Annotated in this window: 11 protein-coding genes and 1 tRNA gene; 9 read left to right on the top strand and 3 right to left on the bottom strand. The window is 46.0% G+C overall.

Annotation, left to right across the window (positions count from 1 at the left end; translation table 11 throughout):
* The first annotated feature begins 29 nt into the window (after window positions 1-29).
* On the top strand, window positions 30-1,472 hold the full coding sequence (locus A3GG_RS0102295; RefSeq protein WP_018357715.1) for an ATP-dependent DNA helicase: 1,443 nt from the start codon (window positions 30-32) through the stop codon (window positions 1,470-1,472).
* A 71-nt stretch (window positions 1,473-1,543) separates the two neighbouring features.
* Here the strand turns inward: A3GG_RS0102295 and A3GG_RS0102290 are convergent, their stop codons facing one another.
* On the bottom strand, window positions 1,544-4,372 hold the full coding sequence (locus A3GG_RS0102290) for a M16 family metallopeptidase (RefSeq protein ID WP_018357714.1): 2,829 nt from the start codon (window positions 4,370-4,372) through the stop codon (window positions 1,544-1,546).
* 664 nt (window positions 4,373-5,036) lie between these two features.
* Between A3GG_RS0102290 and A3GG_RS0102285 the strand changes: the two genes are divergently transcribed.
* From A3GG_RS0102285 to A3GG_RS0102255, 7 genes are all read left to right on the top strand, one after another.
* Window positions 5,037-7,094 (top strand): hypothetical protein, encoded by a 2,058-nt coding sequence (locus A3GG_RS0102285; protein WP_156808647.1) that lies wholly within the window; start codon window positions 5,037-5,039, stop codon window positions 7,092-7,094.
* A gap of 135 nt (window positions 7,095-7,229) precedes the next feature.
* Complete coding sequence (locus A3GG_RS0102280; protein ID WP_018357712.1) at window positions 7,230-7,853, top strand: ABC transporter ATP-binding protein; 624 nt, start codon at window positions 7,230-7,232, stop codon at window positions 7,851-7,853.
* Window positions 7,850-8,650, top strand: a complete 801-nt coding sequence (locus A3GG_RS0102275) for an ABC transporter permease (protein ID WP_018357711.1) — start codon at window positions 7,850-7,852, stop codon at window positions 8,648-8,650. The genes A3GG_RS0102280 and A3GG_RS0102275 overlap by 4 nt, the downstream gene beginning before the upstream one ends.
* A gap of 78 nt (window positions 8,651-8,728) precedes the next feature.
* Window positions 8,729-10,225 (top strand): butyryl-CoA:acetate CoA transferase, encoded by a 1,497-nt coding sequence (locus A3GG_RS0102270; protein ID WP_018357710.1) that lies wholly within the window; start codon window positions 8,729-8,731, stop codon window positions 10,223-10,225.
* Window positions 10,222-11,142, top strand: coding sequence for a DUF5106 domain-containing protein (locus tag A3GG_RS12745; protein ID WP_018357709.1), 921 nt, complete (start codon window positions 10,222-10,224; stop codon window positions 11,140-11,142). Before A3GG_RS0102270 ends, A3GG_RS12745 begins: the two co-directional genes overlap by 4 nt.
* Before the next feature lie 2 nt (window positions 11,143-11,144).
* On the top strand, window positions 11,145-12,020 hold the full coding sequence (gene rfbA / locus A3GG_RS0102260) for a glucose-1-phosphate thymidylyltransferase RfbA (RefSeq protein WP_018357708.1): 876 nt from the start codon (window positions 11,145-11,147) through the stop codon (window positions 12,018-12,020).
* Window positions 12,021-12,245: 225 nt separating this feature from the next.
* Window positions 12,246-12,320: transfer RNA gene (locus tag A3GG_RS0102255), tRNA-Pro, on the top strand.
* 234 nt (window positions 12,321-12,554) lie between these two features.
* Here the strand turns inward: A3GG_RS0102255 and rfbB are convergent.
* On the bottom strand, window positions 12,555-13,628 hold the full coding sequence (gene rfbB / locus A3GG_RS0102250; RefSeq protein WP_018357707.1) for a dTDP-glucose 4,6-dehydratase: 1,074 nt from the start codon (window positions 13,626-13,628) through the stop codon (window positions 12,555-12,557).
* A gap of 5 nt (window positions 13,629-13,633) precedes the next feature.
* Window positions 13,634-15,010: a tRNA (N6-isopentenyl adenosine(37)-C2)-methylthiotransferase MiaB gene (miaB, locus tag A3GG_RS0102245; RefSeq protein WP_018357706.1), complete on the bottom strand. Its 1,377-nt coding sequence runs from the start codon at window positions 15,008-15,010 to the stop codon at window positions 13,634-13,636.
* 91 nt (window positions 15,011-15,101) lie between these two features.
* Between miaB and A3GG_RS0102240 the strand changes: the two genes are divergently transcribed.
* Complete coding sequence (locus A3GG_RS0102240) at window positions 15,102-15,515, top strand: hypothetical protein (protein ID WP_018357705.1); 414 nt, start codon at window positions 15,102-15,104, stop codon at window positions 15,513-15,515.
* Window positions 15,516-15,995: the final 480 nt, after the last annotated feature.

Here is a 15,995-nt window from a genome sequence, read left to right as displayed (position 1 = left end):
CGTTCAAATATAGTCAATTTTCAGGGAATATGACACACAACAGGCTTCAAATAGCGGATTATTTTGGTTTCAAGCCTACACTAAGCCAGCAGACAGTAATAGAAGAGCTTCAAAACTTTCTCTCAGACCCTACTGAGCACTCCATATTTCTCCTTCGAGGATATGCCGGCACAGGAAAAAGTAGCCTCATTGGAGCACTATCGCGCATGCTACAAGAGCACCACAGCCCTCAGATGCTACTTGCGCCCACTGGTAGAGCTGCCAAAGTCTTGGAGCACTACTGCGGGCTACCAGCTTTTACCATCCATAGAACCATCTACCGTCAGAGAGTCTCTAGCGAGGGGGTAATTTATGAGATTAACTTCAATAAGCACCAGCCTGGCACCTTATATATTATTGACGAAGCATCGATGATCAATAACTCGAGCGATGGATTTGGAACCTTCGGAAGTGGACACCTGCTCGATGACCTTACCGACTTTTGCTTTAGCATAGAAGGAAGCAAGATACTGCTTATCGGAGATGATGCCCAGCTTCCTCCCGTCGGCACAGAGCTCAGCCCCTCACTCAATCCAGACTACCTTCTTGGCTACTGCTCGGTGCTGTACCAAGGTGTTCTCAAAGATATCGTACGCCAGGAAAAAGGTGGAGAAATCGTCTACCTTAGCTATTTACTTAGGGGCAGAATCTTAGACCTACAGCAAGGCAAAGATTGGTCCGAACCACTCCTCCCTATGCCTGAGCCTGGAGGTGAAGTAGAAATCATATCAGGCTATGATCTACCAGAGCTGGTAGAAGACTCTTACCGACGAGTCGGACAAGAAGAGACGCTTCTTGTCACACGCTCCAATAGGGATGCCGAAGAATACAACAAAGCCATCCGCAACCGTTCATTGTACTACGACGAGGAGATTGTCCCGGGTGAAAACCTCATGGTCGTGCGCAATAATTATCTATACCAACCCGTAGACAGCCAAGGCAATGCCACAAGCAACTTCCTTGCGAATGGAGAAATTCTAAAAGTGTTAGGCACTCGACGAGAACAAGAACTTCATGGCTTTACCTTCAGAGAAGCTGAACTCCAAGACACCAGTGGAGACTTTATTTCGGCACAGCTCCTGATGGACAGCCTATTTACACAAGCGCCAGCACTCACTAAGGAGCAGCGCCAAGTGCTGTACGAAGGGGTTTGCAGTGACTACCCACATATTACCAATCGCAGAGACCTATACCTAAAGCTTCGTCAAGACCCTTATCTTAATGCCCTTCAAGTCAAGTACGCCTATGCTATGACATGCCATAAAGCTCAAGGTGGGCAGTGGAAAGAGGTATACCTCAGTTTCGGTTATCTCACTCCAGAGATGATTAATCTCTCCTTTTGCCGTTGGTTATACACCGCTATGACCCGAGCTACAGAAAAGTTATACATTCTCAATCCACCCTCCTTTATCTTTGGAGACCTAGAGCAGTGAAGATAAGGAAGAGGCTACGCAGTTTAGTGCTGCGTAGCCTCTTCCTTATTTAGTAACTATCCTTAGTTCGATTACTTAGTCATACCAACCTGAGTTAGCTTACGACCCTTGAGTATCTCAGAAAGCGCAGCACGAACATCAGCAGTAGTAATGCTACGAAGCGTCTCTAGATAGTTGTCATGGAAGTTCTCGCCCTTGAAATAGTAAGAACTAATAACATTTAGCCAGTAACTATTCTCTCGCACATTCTGGTCATAGGCTTTCTCCATGTTGAGCACTGTCTTATTGAAGTACTCATCAATATTGATCTTGCCATCTGCTACAAGCTGAAGCTCACTCATAATCTTATTGTTAAGCTTCTCTACCTGATCTGGATTAGTCTGGTAGTAAATCAGCAAAGACTCCTCACCTCTAGGAGCTTCTTGTACAGAAGCCTGTACACCAACACCGTAAGTACCTCCTTCATCCTCACGAATACTCTTGAAGAACTGCTGGCTAAGCACCTCACCAAGGATATCAACAACCATATTCTCCTTCATACCATACTTGCCGTCATTAACAAATACAGCTATAGAAGCAGCAATTGGGTTTGTTCCGGTAAGTGTGATAGTGTTATCTGTGCTCTTAGGATTCATCTTAGGAGCTAGAGCGCTCTGGTCCGCCTCCTTAGAATGAGTACTTGGAAGAGACCCGATATAGCGCTCAAGGAGTGGTTGTACGGTTGCCTTGTCAAAGCTTCCAACTAGGAAGAAAGTAAAATCGCTCGCATCAGCAAACCTACCCTTATATGCTTCTACAATCTTAGCGTAGTCAATCTGGTCGTACTCCTCCACAGTCTTCTGCTGGCGAAGCTCATTCCCTGGATAGAGAACACCTGGAAGCGCCTTCCAGAAAGCATACATTGGATCAGCTGTACTTGACTTAAGCATAACCTTCGCTTTCTCTACCTGAGCGGCGAAGTCGCTATCGCTGCTACGCATATCTGTCATACGGAGATACATCAGCTGCAACATGCTCTCGAGATCCTTATCTGAAGACTTACCTCTCACGCCCTCTGATAGACCATTTACAAATGTACTAGCAGAAGCGGTCTTACCAGCGAGCACCTTAGAGAGTGCAGTATTATCAAAGTTAGCAACACCTGCCACATCTGCCATATCGAAAGATCGAGTATTGACAGAACCAAGCTTGTCGGCAAGCTGTAGATAACCACCATGGCTGATACCATAAAGACGAATATCATTCTTCTTATAATCTGTTGGCAGTAGGTATACGGTGGCACCATTCTCAAAAGTCCACTTCGTAACACCAAACTTCAGGTCATTCTCCTCACTAAGTAACTTACCTGGATCTGGAAGATTATCCATTAGAGGTACGTTAGAGAACTCATCCTTATAAGCCTCTACCTCCTGCTCCATACCCTTTTTGTAAGCAGCCATTAGCTCCTCCTCAGTTGGGAAAGAAACACCTTCCTTCTCCTGTCCCATAAGAAGTACTACAGTATTATTGCTATTTAGCAACTGCTGGAACATCTGATTGATAACATCTACTTGTAGACCCTGAGCTAGCTGGCTCATAAGCTGGTACTCGAACTCGATACCTGGGATATAGCCACCACTAGTGAAGTAGCTGCTATACTCATCAGCATAAGAAGTGTTGGTACGGTTTGCCTTAGAATTAAGGCTATTCTCATAGCTATTCACTAGCTCTGCACTTGCACGCTGATACTCGGCCGCAGTAAATCCGAAATCCTTAGCTCTCTTGATCTCAGCAGCAATTGCGTTTAGTGCTATCTCTCCCTTATTAGGTTCGAATACAGCAGTAATATCCACGTTATCCTCAGTCATTGTCAATCCCATGATAGGACCAATACTCATCTCTGCACCGATAAATGGAGCATTAGGCTTCTGTGCAATCTCCTCCAGACGGGTATTCATCATCATGCTTAGTACAGTGGTCATATAATTATTAGAAAGACCAACAGCAGATGCTTTATACTCCTTTGGAAGAGCATCATAGCTGGTAGAGATAGAGATGTAATTGCTCGTAGCTTCGGGATCAGTTACCACGATGCTAATTGGAGCCTCACGATCAGGCACTTCCTCATATACACGCTCAGCAGGATTCACAGGAGCTTTCATATCAGCGAAAGTATCCTTAATCTTCTTTTCCACTGCGTCTACATCAACATCACCTACAATCACTAGACCCTGAAGGTCTGGACGATACCACTTATGGTAGTAGTCGCGTAGCTCCTGATAAGAGAAGTTACGGACAACATCCATACTACCGATAGGCATACGCTTACCATAGTTAAGTCCGGGGAACATTCTCTTGAGCACCTGAGTAAGTACACGAGTATTACCCTTTTCACTTTGACGCCACTCCTCCTCAATTACGCCACGCTCATTATCAATCTCCTCATCTAATAGAGCAATACCATCGCTCCAATCACGAAGGATAAGGATACAAGAGTCCACCACGCCATCGCGATTTACAGGCGCATCCTTAATCGTATAACGAGTTTCATCAAAAGAGGTAAAAGCATTTAGTTCTTCACCAAACTTTACGCCAATACGCTCTAAGTAGTTAATCATCCCCTTACCTGGGAAGTGGCGAGAGCCATTGAAAGCGAGGTGCTCGAGGAAGTGAGCCAAACCTGACTGATTGTCCTCCTCCTGCATTGACCCAACACGTTGTACGATGTAGAAGTTAGCACGTTCTTTAGGCATCTCATTGTGGCGAATAAAGTAAGTAAGCCCATTAGGCAACTTCCCTACTCGAACATCTTTGTCAATTGGAAGAGGCTGCACTTGAGGATCCTGTGCAGCAACTTGGGTATAGCTACCAAGTAGCGCTACCACGAATAGACTCATCCAAAGTTGTAAAGTCTTTTTCATTTGTAGTTGTAAATTATAATTTATTATTATTCTATCTCCACCTGGGATTCTATATAGTCTCCTATTGCGCAAATGTACCTATTATATCGGAAATATCAAGCTCTAAAAAATATAAATTGTGCTAATTCTACTACACAGACTAGACAGAATATCTCTGTAATACAGTATGGTAGATCAAAGAAATATAAGCGAGTATCGGCAACTCGACAAGTCTGAAGACCGATACCAAGACCACTGAGTGGATATTGTACAAGAGACTCTGACTAGGAGGAGTGATTGTCTCTCCCTTTCTCACAGATCGCCCTATACATAGGAAAAAGTATTACACTAGGGAGCAAGGAAAGTCTCTCTCGGGAGGGACTGCAGTCTCTCGCCAGAGAAACTCGAGTCCCTCGCGGGAGGAACTGGAGTTCATTGCGGGAGAGACTATACACGGAATACCTACCACAATTGGGTTCTTTACGACCTCAACGATCTTTGGCTATCTATCTAGAAAATACAAATACGGAAAGCGCAAAACGCCCCCAGCTCATCACCGCCCTACTATCAGGCAACTTATTCCGCTCCAATTTGGCAACTATGAAGTAGGTCTATCGAAATAGCCATTTTGTTTTAATTATTTTGTACTTTTGCGAAACTAGTATAATCATAACCATTGTAACCTATGAAGAAAGTTTGGATGTGGTTCTTAGTGGCAGCACTCACTGTAGTAGCATACCCTCTAAGGGCGCAAGAGACAAAGGAGGGAGATCATCCGATTTGCCCTAGTGTACAGATGAAGACTATCGAAACCATGAAGAAGGAGTTTCCCGCTGGTAGCAACAAGGAGCTACTAGAGAGAGGCGTGAAGCACGTTGCCACTCTTTGGACAGCAAGTGATGGTGATTGCGATGCATTCCAAAAGTTTTGCGTGGAGAACTTTGCCAAAGACAGCGAAGCCCGCAAGCTATTATTTGAAAGACTGTCTCGCACTTATGAGATTCTTCTCGGTCACTACAACCTAATCGATGTCAAGCTAAAGGAACCACTACATCTTAATGGAGACCCTATGCAGGATATCGACCTCATAGTAGGAAGTTACGATGTATCATCACACTTCTCGGATGATATGTACGCCACAAAGCTAGCTTTCGTTACGGCACTCAACTTTCCGCCCTATTCGCTAGCTGAAAAGAGCACCAAAGGAAAGGAATGGAGCAGGCTGGAGTGGGCTTACGCTCGTATGGGCGACCTATTTTCAGCTCGTGTACCAGCCGAGCTCAAGATGGAAGTCTCTAAAACTCTAACAGGAGCAGACGCCTACATCTCGGACTACAATATATGTATGGATAAGCTGCGCAACGAAGCTGGCGAGCAGCTCTTCCCTGATGGCATAAAGCTAATTACCCACTGGGGACTGCGTGACGAAATCAAGAGCAACTACTCCATCGCGGATAAGGGGTTAGAGAAACAGCGCATGATCTACGAGGTGATGAAGCACATCGTAAAGCAAGATATCCCTGCCGTGGTTATCAATAACCCAGAGGTGACTTGGCAACCTATATCTAATAAGGTATTCCGATCGGGCAAAGAGCTAAGCAACCCTGCGAGAGAGGAGGATATACGCTACAACCACCTACTTACGGCTATGCGTCAGCACCAAAAGCTGGATCAGTACTATCCACAGATGCCTACGCAACTGCACCGTGCCTTTGAAGGCAATATGGAACTACTACAAGCCGATGTAGTAAAGCTATTTGAGGGACTTCTATCCTCACCTCAGGTCAAGGAGGTTGCTGCCTTTATCACTAAGCGCCTAGGTCGTCCTCTTGAGCCACATGATATATGGTATAATGGCTTCAAGGGTCGTGGCGGATTGCCCGAGTCGGAGTTAGATGCTATCACCAAGGCGAAGTACCCAAATGCTGAGGCTGTATGGAAAGACCTACCTCGTATCCTCATGAACCTAGGATGGGACGAAGCCAAGGCAAATGAGATTGTTTCGCAAGTAGTAGTAGAGCCATCTCGTGGAGCAGGACATGCTTGGGGCGCAACTATGAAGGGCGAGAAGGCTCACCTTCGCACAAGGATTACTCCAGAGGGGATGGACTATAAGGGCTACAATATTGCTATTCATGAGTTTGGACACAACGTGGAGCAGGTACTTACACTGGAGGATGTAGACTACTACATGCTCAGCGGTGTACCTAACACAGCATTCACAGAGGCTGTCGCATTCCTATTCCAAAAGCGTGATCTAGAGATGCTTGGACTATCCAACCCATCTCCAGAAGATGAGCATTGGGAAGCTCTGACTGCATTCTGGGGTACCATGGAGATTATGGGCGTTTCGCTAGTAGATATTGCCGTGTGGGAGTGGATCTATCAGCATCCAGAAGCCACACCTGCTGAGCTTCGTGAGGCTGTACTTACCGAAGCGAAAAGGGTATGGAATACTTACTTTGCCGATATTCTTGGAGGAAAGGATGAACCTCTTCTCGCTGTGTACTCTCACATGATTGATAACCCTCTCTACTTGCCTAACTACCCTATCGGACACTTGATTAGTTTCCAAATTGAGGAGGCAGTAAAGGACAAGAATATTGCCAAGGAGCTTACACGGATGCTCACCTATGGTCGTATCATCCCTCAGCAGTGGATGGAGCATGCAGTAGGACAGCCTATCTCAATAGACCCTTTACTTCGCAAGACTTCCATAGCACTCGAGAAACTAGCTAAGTAATCAGCGCTATTCAGATACCAATAACCAGAGAGAGAGGTTGTGCAGAGAATGTTTTGCACAACCTCTCTCTCTGGTATATATAATTAGGTATCTTTGCTGTATAGATAGGGCAAATAGTGAGATGAAGATTTTGTGATGATTGAGTTTAGTAACGCCACCTTTCGTTTTGGAGACAAACTGGTTATAGATCGCTTTACCGACTTGATAGAGACTGGCGAGCATGTAGCCATTACTGGCGAGTCGGGAGCGGGGAAAAGCACGCTCCTAAATAGTATAGTTGGGCTGGCAATACCAAGAGAAGGGAGTATCGTAGTGGATGGATTAGCGGTAGTGCCTGAGCATATCCGCAAGATTCGCACGCTAGTCGGTTGGTTACCTCAGGAGGTTCAGCTACCTTATGATACGGGACTGGAGATGCTTCAGGCACCCTATAAATACAAAGCGAATAGACAGCAGAAGTTCGACCGTCAGAGATACGAGGAAGCAGTAGAGCGGCTCGGGCTCCCCACTACCATATTGGGTAAACCGATGCTGAAGATATCGGGTGGTGAACGGCAAAGGATGCTGATTATTTCCGCTCTATTGCAGGGCAGGAAGATACTCCTGATGGACGAACCTACATCAGCACTCGATCATACCAATACTCAGCGCTTTATCGAATACCTCTCCCAGCTCCACGACACTACAATAGTAACGGTGACGCACGACACCCAACTTGCGGAGTCTATGCACAGACAGATAACACTGAACAAGCTATGAATACAGCGGACATTTCTATACCCAATCTCGTGATAGGCTTATGCCTACTGCTCATCCCAATAGCTGTACACATCTACTACAATACGGGACAAGCGATGTCTATCACCCTCTCTGCAATCCGCATGGTAGTGCAGCTTTTTCTGGTTGGGTTCTATCTCAAGTACCTCTTTGAGTGGAATAACGCTTGGATCAATATTGTATGGCTACTCATCATGGTGGGTGTTTGCAGCATAGAGATGATAGGAAGGGTGGATCTGAATAAGAAGATTTTCCTTCCTGGGATATATGCTTCCATACTCTTTGCGGTATTTGTGGTGATAATGTACTTCCTAAGATTTGTGGTACAGCTCGACTATCTCTTTGAGAGCCGATACTTCATCCCTATGTGTGGTAGCCTGATGGGCAATATCCTAGGGAGCAACGTCCTTGGGCTCAATGCCCTTTTCCAAGGGCTTAGCACCGGAGAACGCTACTACCACTATATGCTTTGTAATGGAGCAAATAGGGAAGAGGCTACTCGTCCATTTATTCGGGGTGCCCTTCATACCGCCTTTACCCCTACAATAGCTTCGATGGCAGTGATGGGGCTGGTCTCTATGCCTGGCACCTTGGTAGGACAAATCCTAGGCGGTAGTTCCCCAAATGTAGCCATCCGATACCAGATAATGATTATGGTTTTGCACCTCGTGTGCTCCACTATATCGATAGTCCTTGTCCTCAATATCGCTATCCACCAGTCCTTAGATGGGTATGGCTTACTCCGCCCTGAGACTTTCACGAAAAAGAAGAAGGGCTAAGACGCTAATGTCGAAAAGAATAGCTACATTTGTCACAGATAATCTACATATATTCATTAGCATAGATACAGATATATCATGGCGCTAAAATTTATGACCGCTGACGAAGCAGCGCAGTTTGTAAGACACGATGACAATGTTGGATTTAGTGGTTTTACCCCTGCAGGTTGCCCTAAGGTAGTACCTGCGGCTATCGCTCGCCATGCCAAGGCTGAGCACGAGGCGGGAAGACCATTCAAGATTGGAATGTTTACTGGAGCATCTACTGGCGATAGGCTAGATGGTGAGCTTGCAAGAGCAAATGCAGTGAAGTTCCGCACCCCATACCAGTCCAACAATGATCTTCGCAACCTAATCAATAACGGAGAGACTGATTACTTCGATATGCACCTATCGATGCTCGCTCAGGAAATCAGGTATGGTTTCTTGGGCAAGATAGATATTGCTATCGTGGAGGCTGCCGAGGTAACGGAGGATGGTGAGATTGTCCCTACCACTGGTGTGGGTATCACGCCTACCATTTGTCGTCTTGCAGATAAGATTATTGTGGAGCTCAACGACCGCCATCCTAAGGCTATCCGTGGCATGCACGATATCTACGAGCTTCAAGACCCTCCTCATCGTGAGGCTATAGCGGTACTTGACCCACACGATCGCGTAGGGCAGGAGTGTGTAAAGGTAGACCCCGCTAAGATTGTAGCCGTAGTTAAGACCTCTGAGCCTAATGACGACTCTGCATTTGCTCCGCTAGACGAAGTGACCAAAGCGATTGGAGCCAATGTGGCTAAGTTCTTCGAGGAGGAAATGAAGGCAGAGCGCATCCCCTGTGACTTCCTACCAGTGCAGAGCGGTGTAGGTAATGTAGCCAATGCAGTGCTCGGAGCCATGGGTGAGAATGAGCATATACCAGCCTTTAATGTCTATACAGAGGTGATCCAGGACGCAGTAATCACCCTGATGGAGAAGGGTAAAGTGAAGTTTGCTTCAGGTTGTTCTCTTTCGGTCTCTCGTGAATGCATCCAGAAGATATACGGCAACCTTGACTTCTTCAAGGATAAGATTCTTCTCCGCCCACTAGAGTACTCCAACAACCCAGAGGTAGCACGCCGCATTGGTATCATTGCTATCAACACGGCTCTAGAGGCAGACATCTATGGTAATATCAACTCTACCCATGTCCTCGGTACCAAGATGATGAATGGTATTGGTGGATCTGGCGACTTTACTCGCTCAGGGTATCTATCCATCTTTACGACTCCATCGGTAGCGAAGAATGGTGATATCAGTTGCTTCGTGCCTATGGTATCGCACCTGGATCACTCGGAACACTCTGTGAAGATTATAATCAGCGAATACGGTATTGCAGACCTTCGCGGGAAGTCTCCAAGACAGCGTGCCGAGGAGATTATCAATAAGGTGGTACACCCAGACTACAGGGAGAAGCTACGTGAGTACCTAGAGATTGCTCCTCAAGGACAGACCAAGATGCACTTAGATGCCTGCTTCGAATTCCACCGCCAGTTCAAGGAGACTGGTTCCATGAAGAACGCAGACTTTAGCAAGTATAAGAAATGAACTTCAATACATTGAAAGTAAGCTCCCTCACGCTCCTAATAGCACTGCTACTAGGGGCGTGTGGCGGTTCTAAAAGCGAAGACAAGAAGTCTTCTGCGCAAGCACCCGAGATGCCTACCCCTCCGGCTATCATGACAGACCCCACTGAAAGGGCTGGATATATGCTCGGCGGTCTCTTTGAGGGCGTGGAGGAGATAACCCCCGATATGTTCGCCAATGACAGGGCTAGGGAAGAATGGCTTTCCGACTTATATGCCATCGGAAACAATGCCGATGAGGAGGTTCAACGCCGAACGATGGACACTTTCTTTAACCTTGCCACCCCAGCTATGGACTCTATAGCCTTGGAGATTGGAGCAAACTACCTAGGTCATCCCAATTCCCCTATATTTAATGAGGAGAGATACCTCCTTGTAATGGAAGAAGCCAATAAACAAGGGCTCCTAGATACTGCGGATCAAGTTCGACTTGAAGACCGCAAGGCGCTCTTCAATAGAAACAAAGTCGGTTTTCCTGCTGAGGACTTTACCTACCAAACGGCTGACGGCAGCAAACACACCCTCTACAATAGCTTTAAGGGCTATGAGCTGCTTCTGATGTTTTACAATCCCGACTGCGGTACATGCCAGAAGTTTATGGAGTACATTGGGACAAGCAACATCATCAAGAGTGCAGTAAAAAAAGGGCTAAAGGTACTTTGCATCTACGCCCAAGACGACGTGGAAGAGTGGCTCAGTAAACTCAGCATTGTCCCAGACTTCGCCACCGCTGGCTATAATGCTGATGGTGTCATTTGGAACGAAAGCCTCTACGACCTCAAAGCGCTCCCCACCCTTTACCTCCTAGATAAGGAGAAAAAGGTAATACTTAAGGATACTTTCCCTCAGGATATCGAAAATTATCTCGACAACCGTTAATCATGAAAGGAATCGTACTAGCAGGAGGATCAGGGACTCGGCTATACCCTGCGACAATCCCATTTTCCAAACAACTCTTGCCCGTCTATGGCAAACCACTCGTCTACTACCCCATATCAGTACTGATGTTGGCAGGGATAAGAGAGATATTAATCATTACCACGCCGGATGACCAAGCACTCTTCAAGAAGTTACTAGGCGATGGAAGCCGTTTCGGTATCTCTCTATCTTACATCGTACAGGAACGACCTGAGGGGATTGCTCAAGCCTTTCTCCTAGCAGAGGATTTCCTCGCCGGTGAAGACGCTTGCCTGATCCTCGGTGATAATATCTTCTATGGCCAGTCTTTCGACCGCACGCTTAAGGAGGCATTAAGAAGGGTTAAGGAGGAGCGTGAGGCAGTAGTATTCTCCTACTATGTAAGCGACCCCGAAAGGTATGGTGTGGTAGAGTTTAACCAAGATTTCAAGGTGCTCTCTATAGAAGAGAAACCCACAGAACCCAAGAGTAACTATGCTGTAGTAGGGCTCTACTTCTATCCTAACGATGTAGTAGAGGTAACCAGAAAAGTAAAACCATCTGCCCGTGGTGAGCTAGAGATTACCACGGTAAACCAGCTATACCTAGGTGAGAATAGGCTTGCTGTCGAACCTCTCGGACGTGGATTTGCTTGGCTAGACACTGGAACCTTCGAGTCCCTACATGAGGCAAGCGAATTTATTCGTGCCATAGAGCGCCGTCAAGGACTACAGGTAGCTAACCTCGAGGAGATAGCCCTAAACAAAGGGTGGCTCAATGCCGAAAGCATACGCGCTACTGCCGAGAAGTACAAAGGGAGCGAGTATGCCAAGTACCTACTCCACTTAATAGCGGAGTAGAGCATAAAATCTAAGAAAAGTGTGCTCTAGAGCACACTTTTCTTTAAGATACAGATACACAATATATTGAGTACGATAGACCTCTTATTAGAGTACATTATAGGATAGAAATAGGCACACAGAGAAAGATTTTCTTAGGGAAATGGGCAGAAATGTTTGGTAGATTAAAATATTCTATGTACCTTTGCATCGCAAACGAGAGAAAGACTTGAATGCAGGACTTATCGGGGTGTAGCGTAGTCCGGTTAGCGCACCTGGTTTGGGACCAGGGGGTCGTGAGTTCGAATCCCACCACCCCGACACAAGTGAATCGAGCTTGAGGAAATCCTCAGGCTCGTTTTCTTTTATACCCTATCGTACTATCCCAGACTGCAGCGCATAAGAGTACCAAACACCATACTCGCAACACCCCCTCCTTACTTTACCAACCCCCAACCGCCATACATAAAGCAACCGACACAACCTCGCGCCTAACATACAACCGAAAAATAAAACGAGCCTAAGGTGATCCTCCTCAGGCTCGCTCTCTTCTTACTATCTATTGCCGTATTGCTGTTCGTAATAGCTTTGGTAGTCACCGCTCGTGACATACTCCAGCCAGTCTTGGTGCTTCAGATACCAAGCCACCGTGCGCTGCATCCCTTCCTCTACCGTCACACTTGGTTGCCAACCTAACTGATGAGAGATCTTACGTGAGTCAATCGCATAACGTACATCGTGACCTGGGCGATCTGCGACAAAAGTAATCAAACCTAGAGAGTGCCCCTCAGGGTGACCTAGAATACTATCGACCGACCTTATTAATAGCTTAACGAGGTCAATATTCCTCAACTCGTTATTTCCACCTATATTATAAGTCTCCCCAGGCTTTCCCTTAATCATAATGCACTCAATAGCCCTTACATGATCCAGCACGTAAAGCCAATCACGAACCTGAGAGCCATCCCCATACACAGGGATAGGCTTTTGATCAATAATATTGCGAATCACCAGCGGAATCAACTTCTCGGGAAACTGGAGTGGTCCATAGTTATTGCTACAATTACTAATCAAAGTAGGCATCCCAAAAGTGTCGTGATAAGCACGCACAAAGTGGTCGGCACTCGCCTTACTAGCAGAGTATGGAGAGTGTGGTTCATACCTATTCTGCTCGATAAAGGCGTGCTCATCATGAGCGAGAGAACCATAGACTTCATCCGTACTTACTTGAAAGAAACGCTTATTGGAAAAATCTCCCTTCCACGCCTCATACGCAGTTTGTAGTAGATTTACCGTCCCCACCACGTTAGTGTACACAAAAGGGAGAGGTCCCAGAATACTCCTATCAACGTGACTTTCGGCAGCGAAGTTTACCACATTAGTAATCGGATATTTGGCAAAAAGCGCCCGTACCTCCTCTATCTTAGAGATATCCACACGCTCAAAGCAGTAATTCTCAGCACCCTCAATCCCTTTCAGATTCGCTAAACTACCTGCATAGGTTAGCGCATCGACATTGACAAATAGGTACTCCGGATATTCAGGCACCATAGTTAGCAAGAAATTGGATCCAATAAACCCTGCGCCCCCAGTTACTGCGACTACTTTCTTATAATTAATCCCAGACATAATGCTTATATCAGTACTTGGTTAGACTCTATGGCATGCCCCATAAGCGTAGCGCTCGACACCTCATCTACCACTACTCGAACAAATTCGCCTATACGATGCTGTTGCTTATCAAAAACGACCACCTTATTTTGTTGTGTCCTACCATAGTATTGCTCCCTACTTTTCTTAGAGAAGCCCTCTACCAACACCGTAAACTCTTTCCCTATATCCTCCTTATTACTCTCTGCCTGTATCTCCTGCTGCAGATCTATCATCCTTTGCAAGCGCTCTAGCTTCACCTCTTCAGGCACATGATCTTCAAGATGCTTTGCAGCGTATGTCCCAGGACGCTCCGAATACTTAAAGAGGAAAGCGGAGTCGAACCGAATCTCCCGCATAATACTTAACGTCTCCTCAAACTCCGCCTCTCCTTCGGCATGAAAACCACAGAAGATATCAGTAGAAATACCACAATCAGGTATCAACTCCCTTATCTTTGCCACTCTATCTAAAAACCACTCCCGAGTATAACCTCTACGCATAGCCTTGAGAACCGTATTGCTACCGCTCTGCAGAGGCAAGTGGATATGCTTGCAGATATTAGGATACTTAGCCATCATCTGAATGGTCTCATCGGTCATATCCTTGGGGTGAGGAGAGGTAAATCGGATGCGCATATTAGGCGCAGCTGTAGCCAAGAGCTCCAAAAGCCTCGGGAAGTCTACTACCTCCCCTTCTGGCGATTCATACCGATACGAATTGACCGTCTGCCCCAGCAGAATCACCTCCCTATAGCCAAGGCGTTTCATCTCCTCCAGTTCATTGAGGATACTCTTCACCTCCCTACTCCGCTCACGACCACGAGTATATGGCACAATACAATAGCTACAGAACTTATTGCATCCCCTCATGATGGAGATAAAACCCGAGATATGTACGCCATCTAGCTTTAGCGGAATCACATCCTTGTAGGTCTCGTTGGTAGAGAGCTCCACATTCATAGCCTTCTCTCCAGCCTCGGCAGCTCCTATAAGGTTAGGTAGATCGAGATATGAGTCGGGGCCTACAACCACATCGGCATGGTGTTCGTCTATTAAACGCTCCTTAACACGTTCTGCCATACACCCAAGCACGCCAATAATCATCCCAGGGCGGTGCTTCCGGCGAATACCATCTATCTGCTCTAGTCGGTTAATCACCTTTTGCTCTGCGTTGTCTCGCACCGAGCAGGTATTAAGAAACACCACATCGGCATCCTCCATGCGCTCCGTCATACCGTAGCCTATGGTTTCCATTATCGCATACACGACTTCGGAGTCAGCTACATTCATTTGGCAGCCATAGGTCTCCATATATAGGAGCTTAGACTGTTCGCTATTATCTATTATCTTATCGTTCATTATTTGACATCTATTTGGTCAGCCCATACTATTTAGCTAACTTTGAGAAACAAAGATACCAAAAACAACTTGACAGACAGAACATAATAATATGAGTTGGATAATATGGGTTGCTATCATCTTCTTCATCTTCAAGAAGGGCTCCGACGGACTTAAAAAGATAATAGAAGAGCATCAGGAGCGAGAGAGAGAGGATATGGAGGAAGCAGCAGAGCATAACGCCAAACGTGATGCCCAGCTAGAGGCATGGCGAGAAGAGGCGCACATGAAACTAAATAATACCTTGCCCACCCCCAAAGAGATTACTCCCACCACAAACTACCAGAGCCTAGATGTCCTCACAGAGATAGAGGGAGGGAAACTGATGGTGGAAGTTCTAGACTCCAAAGAGGCAGGCAAGAGTAATCCTTTAGCCAAAGACATCCTAGACCTAGATAGTAACATCCAACAAAAGCTCCGCACTGCCGTAGTGATGAAAGAGATACTAGATAGAAAATACAACTAAATTTGCCCCCTCAGGTTAGACTCGTAACATCTAGCACAAGGCAGTGCAAATACAGCACATAGCTTATTCCAAATATTGGCGAGCGGTCTCAGTCTTTACGACGACCGCAATAAGGCAAATTTATTCCTAGAGATAAAAATATTTATTTCTAGGAATAAATATTTTTATTTGTACAGAAAAATAAATTTATTTCTAGGGAAAAATTTCCCTGGTTGCGCTAGCCTAGATTCCGCAAAGTATAGATCGGCGCTGTTGGGGGTAGTATTTGGGGGTACTTTGGGGTGCTCTTTGCTGTATTTTGGGAGGTGTTTGGCTGTTTTGGAGATTGGTCTTTGTCTTTTTTATCTATTTATAAGCTACTGAATACCACAATTATTGTAAATGGGTACACTTTGGGACACGAGATTGCCAGCGGGCTATTTGGTTAGCTCGCTACTGAATGTTTCCAATTGTTTGTTTCCCTCTCCTCTCCCTCTCCTT

The organism is Porphyromonas levii DSM 23370 (assembly GCF_000379925.1).
Lineage (GTDB): Bacteria > Bacteroidota > Bacteroidia > Bacteroidales > Porphyromonadaceae > Porphyromonas_A > Porphyromonas_A levii.
This window is presented reverse-complemented; position numbering and strand designations above follow the sequence as displayed.

Excerpts from the sequence above, each read along its gene's own strand:
- A3GG_RS0102295 (WP_018357715.1), top strand. The coding sequence starts at position 30 with ATGACACACAACAGGCTTCAAATAGCGGATTATTTTGGTTTCAAGCCT.
- A3GG_RS0102290 (WP_018357714.1), bottom strand. The coding sequence starts at position 4,372 with ATGAAAAAGACTTTACAACTTTGGATGAGTCTATTCGTGGTAGCGCTA.
- A3GG_RS0102285 (WP_156808647.1), top strand. The coding sequence starts at position 5,037 with ATGAAGAAAGTTTGGATGTGGTTCTTAGTGGCAGCACTCACTGTAGTA.
- A3GG_RS0102280 (WP_018357712.1), top strand. The coding sequence starts at position 7,230 with ATGATTGAGTTTAGTAACGCCACCTTTCGTTTTGGAGACAAACTGGTT.
- A3GG_RS0102275 (WP_018357711.1), top strand. The coding sequence starts at position 7,850 with ATGAATACAGCGGACATTTCTATACCCAATCTCGTGATAGGCTTATGC.
- A3GG_RS0102270 (WP_018357710.1), top strand. The coding sequence starts at position 8,729 with ATGGCGCTAAAATTTATGACCGCTGACGAAGCAGCGCAGTTTGTAAGA.
- A3GG_RS12745 (WP_018357709.1), top strand. The coding sequence starts at position 10,222 with ATGAACTTCAATACATTGAAAGTAAGCTCCCTCACGCTCCTAATAGCA.
- rfbA (WP_018357708.1), top strand. The coding sequence starts at position 11,145 with ATGAAAGGAATCGTACTAGCAGGAGGATCAGGGACTCGGCTATACCCT.
- rfbB (WP_018357707.1), bottom strand. The coding sequence starts at position 13,628 with ATGTCTGGGATTAATTATAAGAAAGTAGTCGCAGTAACTGGGGGCGCA.
- miaB (WP_018357706.1), bottom strand. The coding sequence starts at position 15,010 with ATGAACGATAAGATAATAGATAATAGCGAACAGTCTAAGCTCCTATAT.
- A3GG_RS0102240 (WP_018357705.1), top strand. The coding sequence starts at position 15,102 with ATGAGTTGGATAATATGGGTTGCTATCATCTTCTTCATCTTCAAGAAG.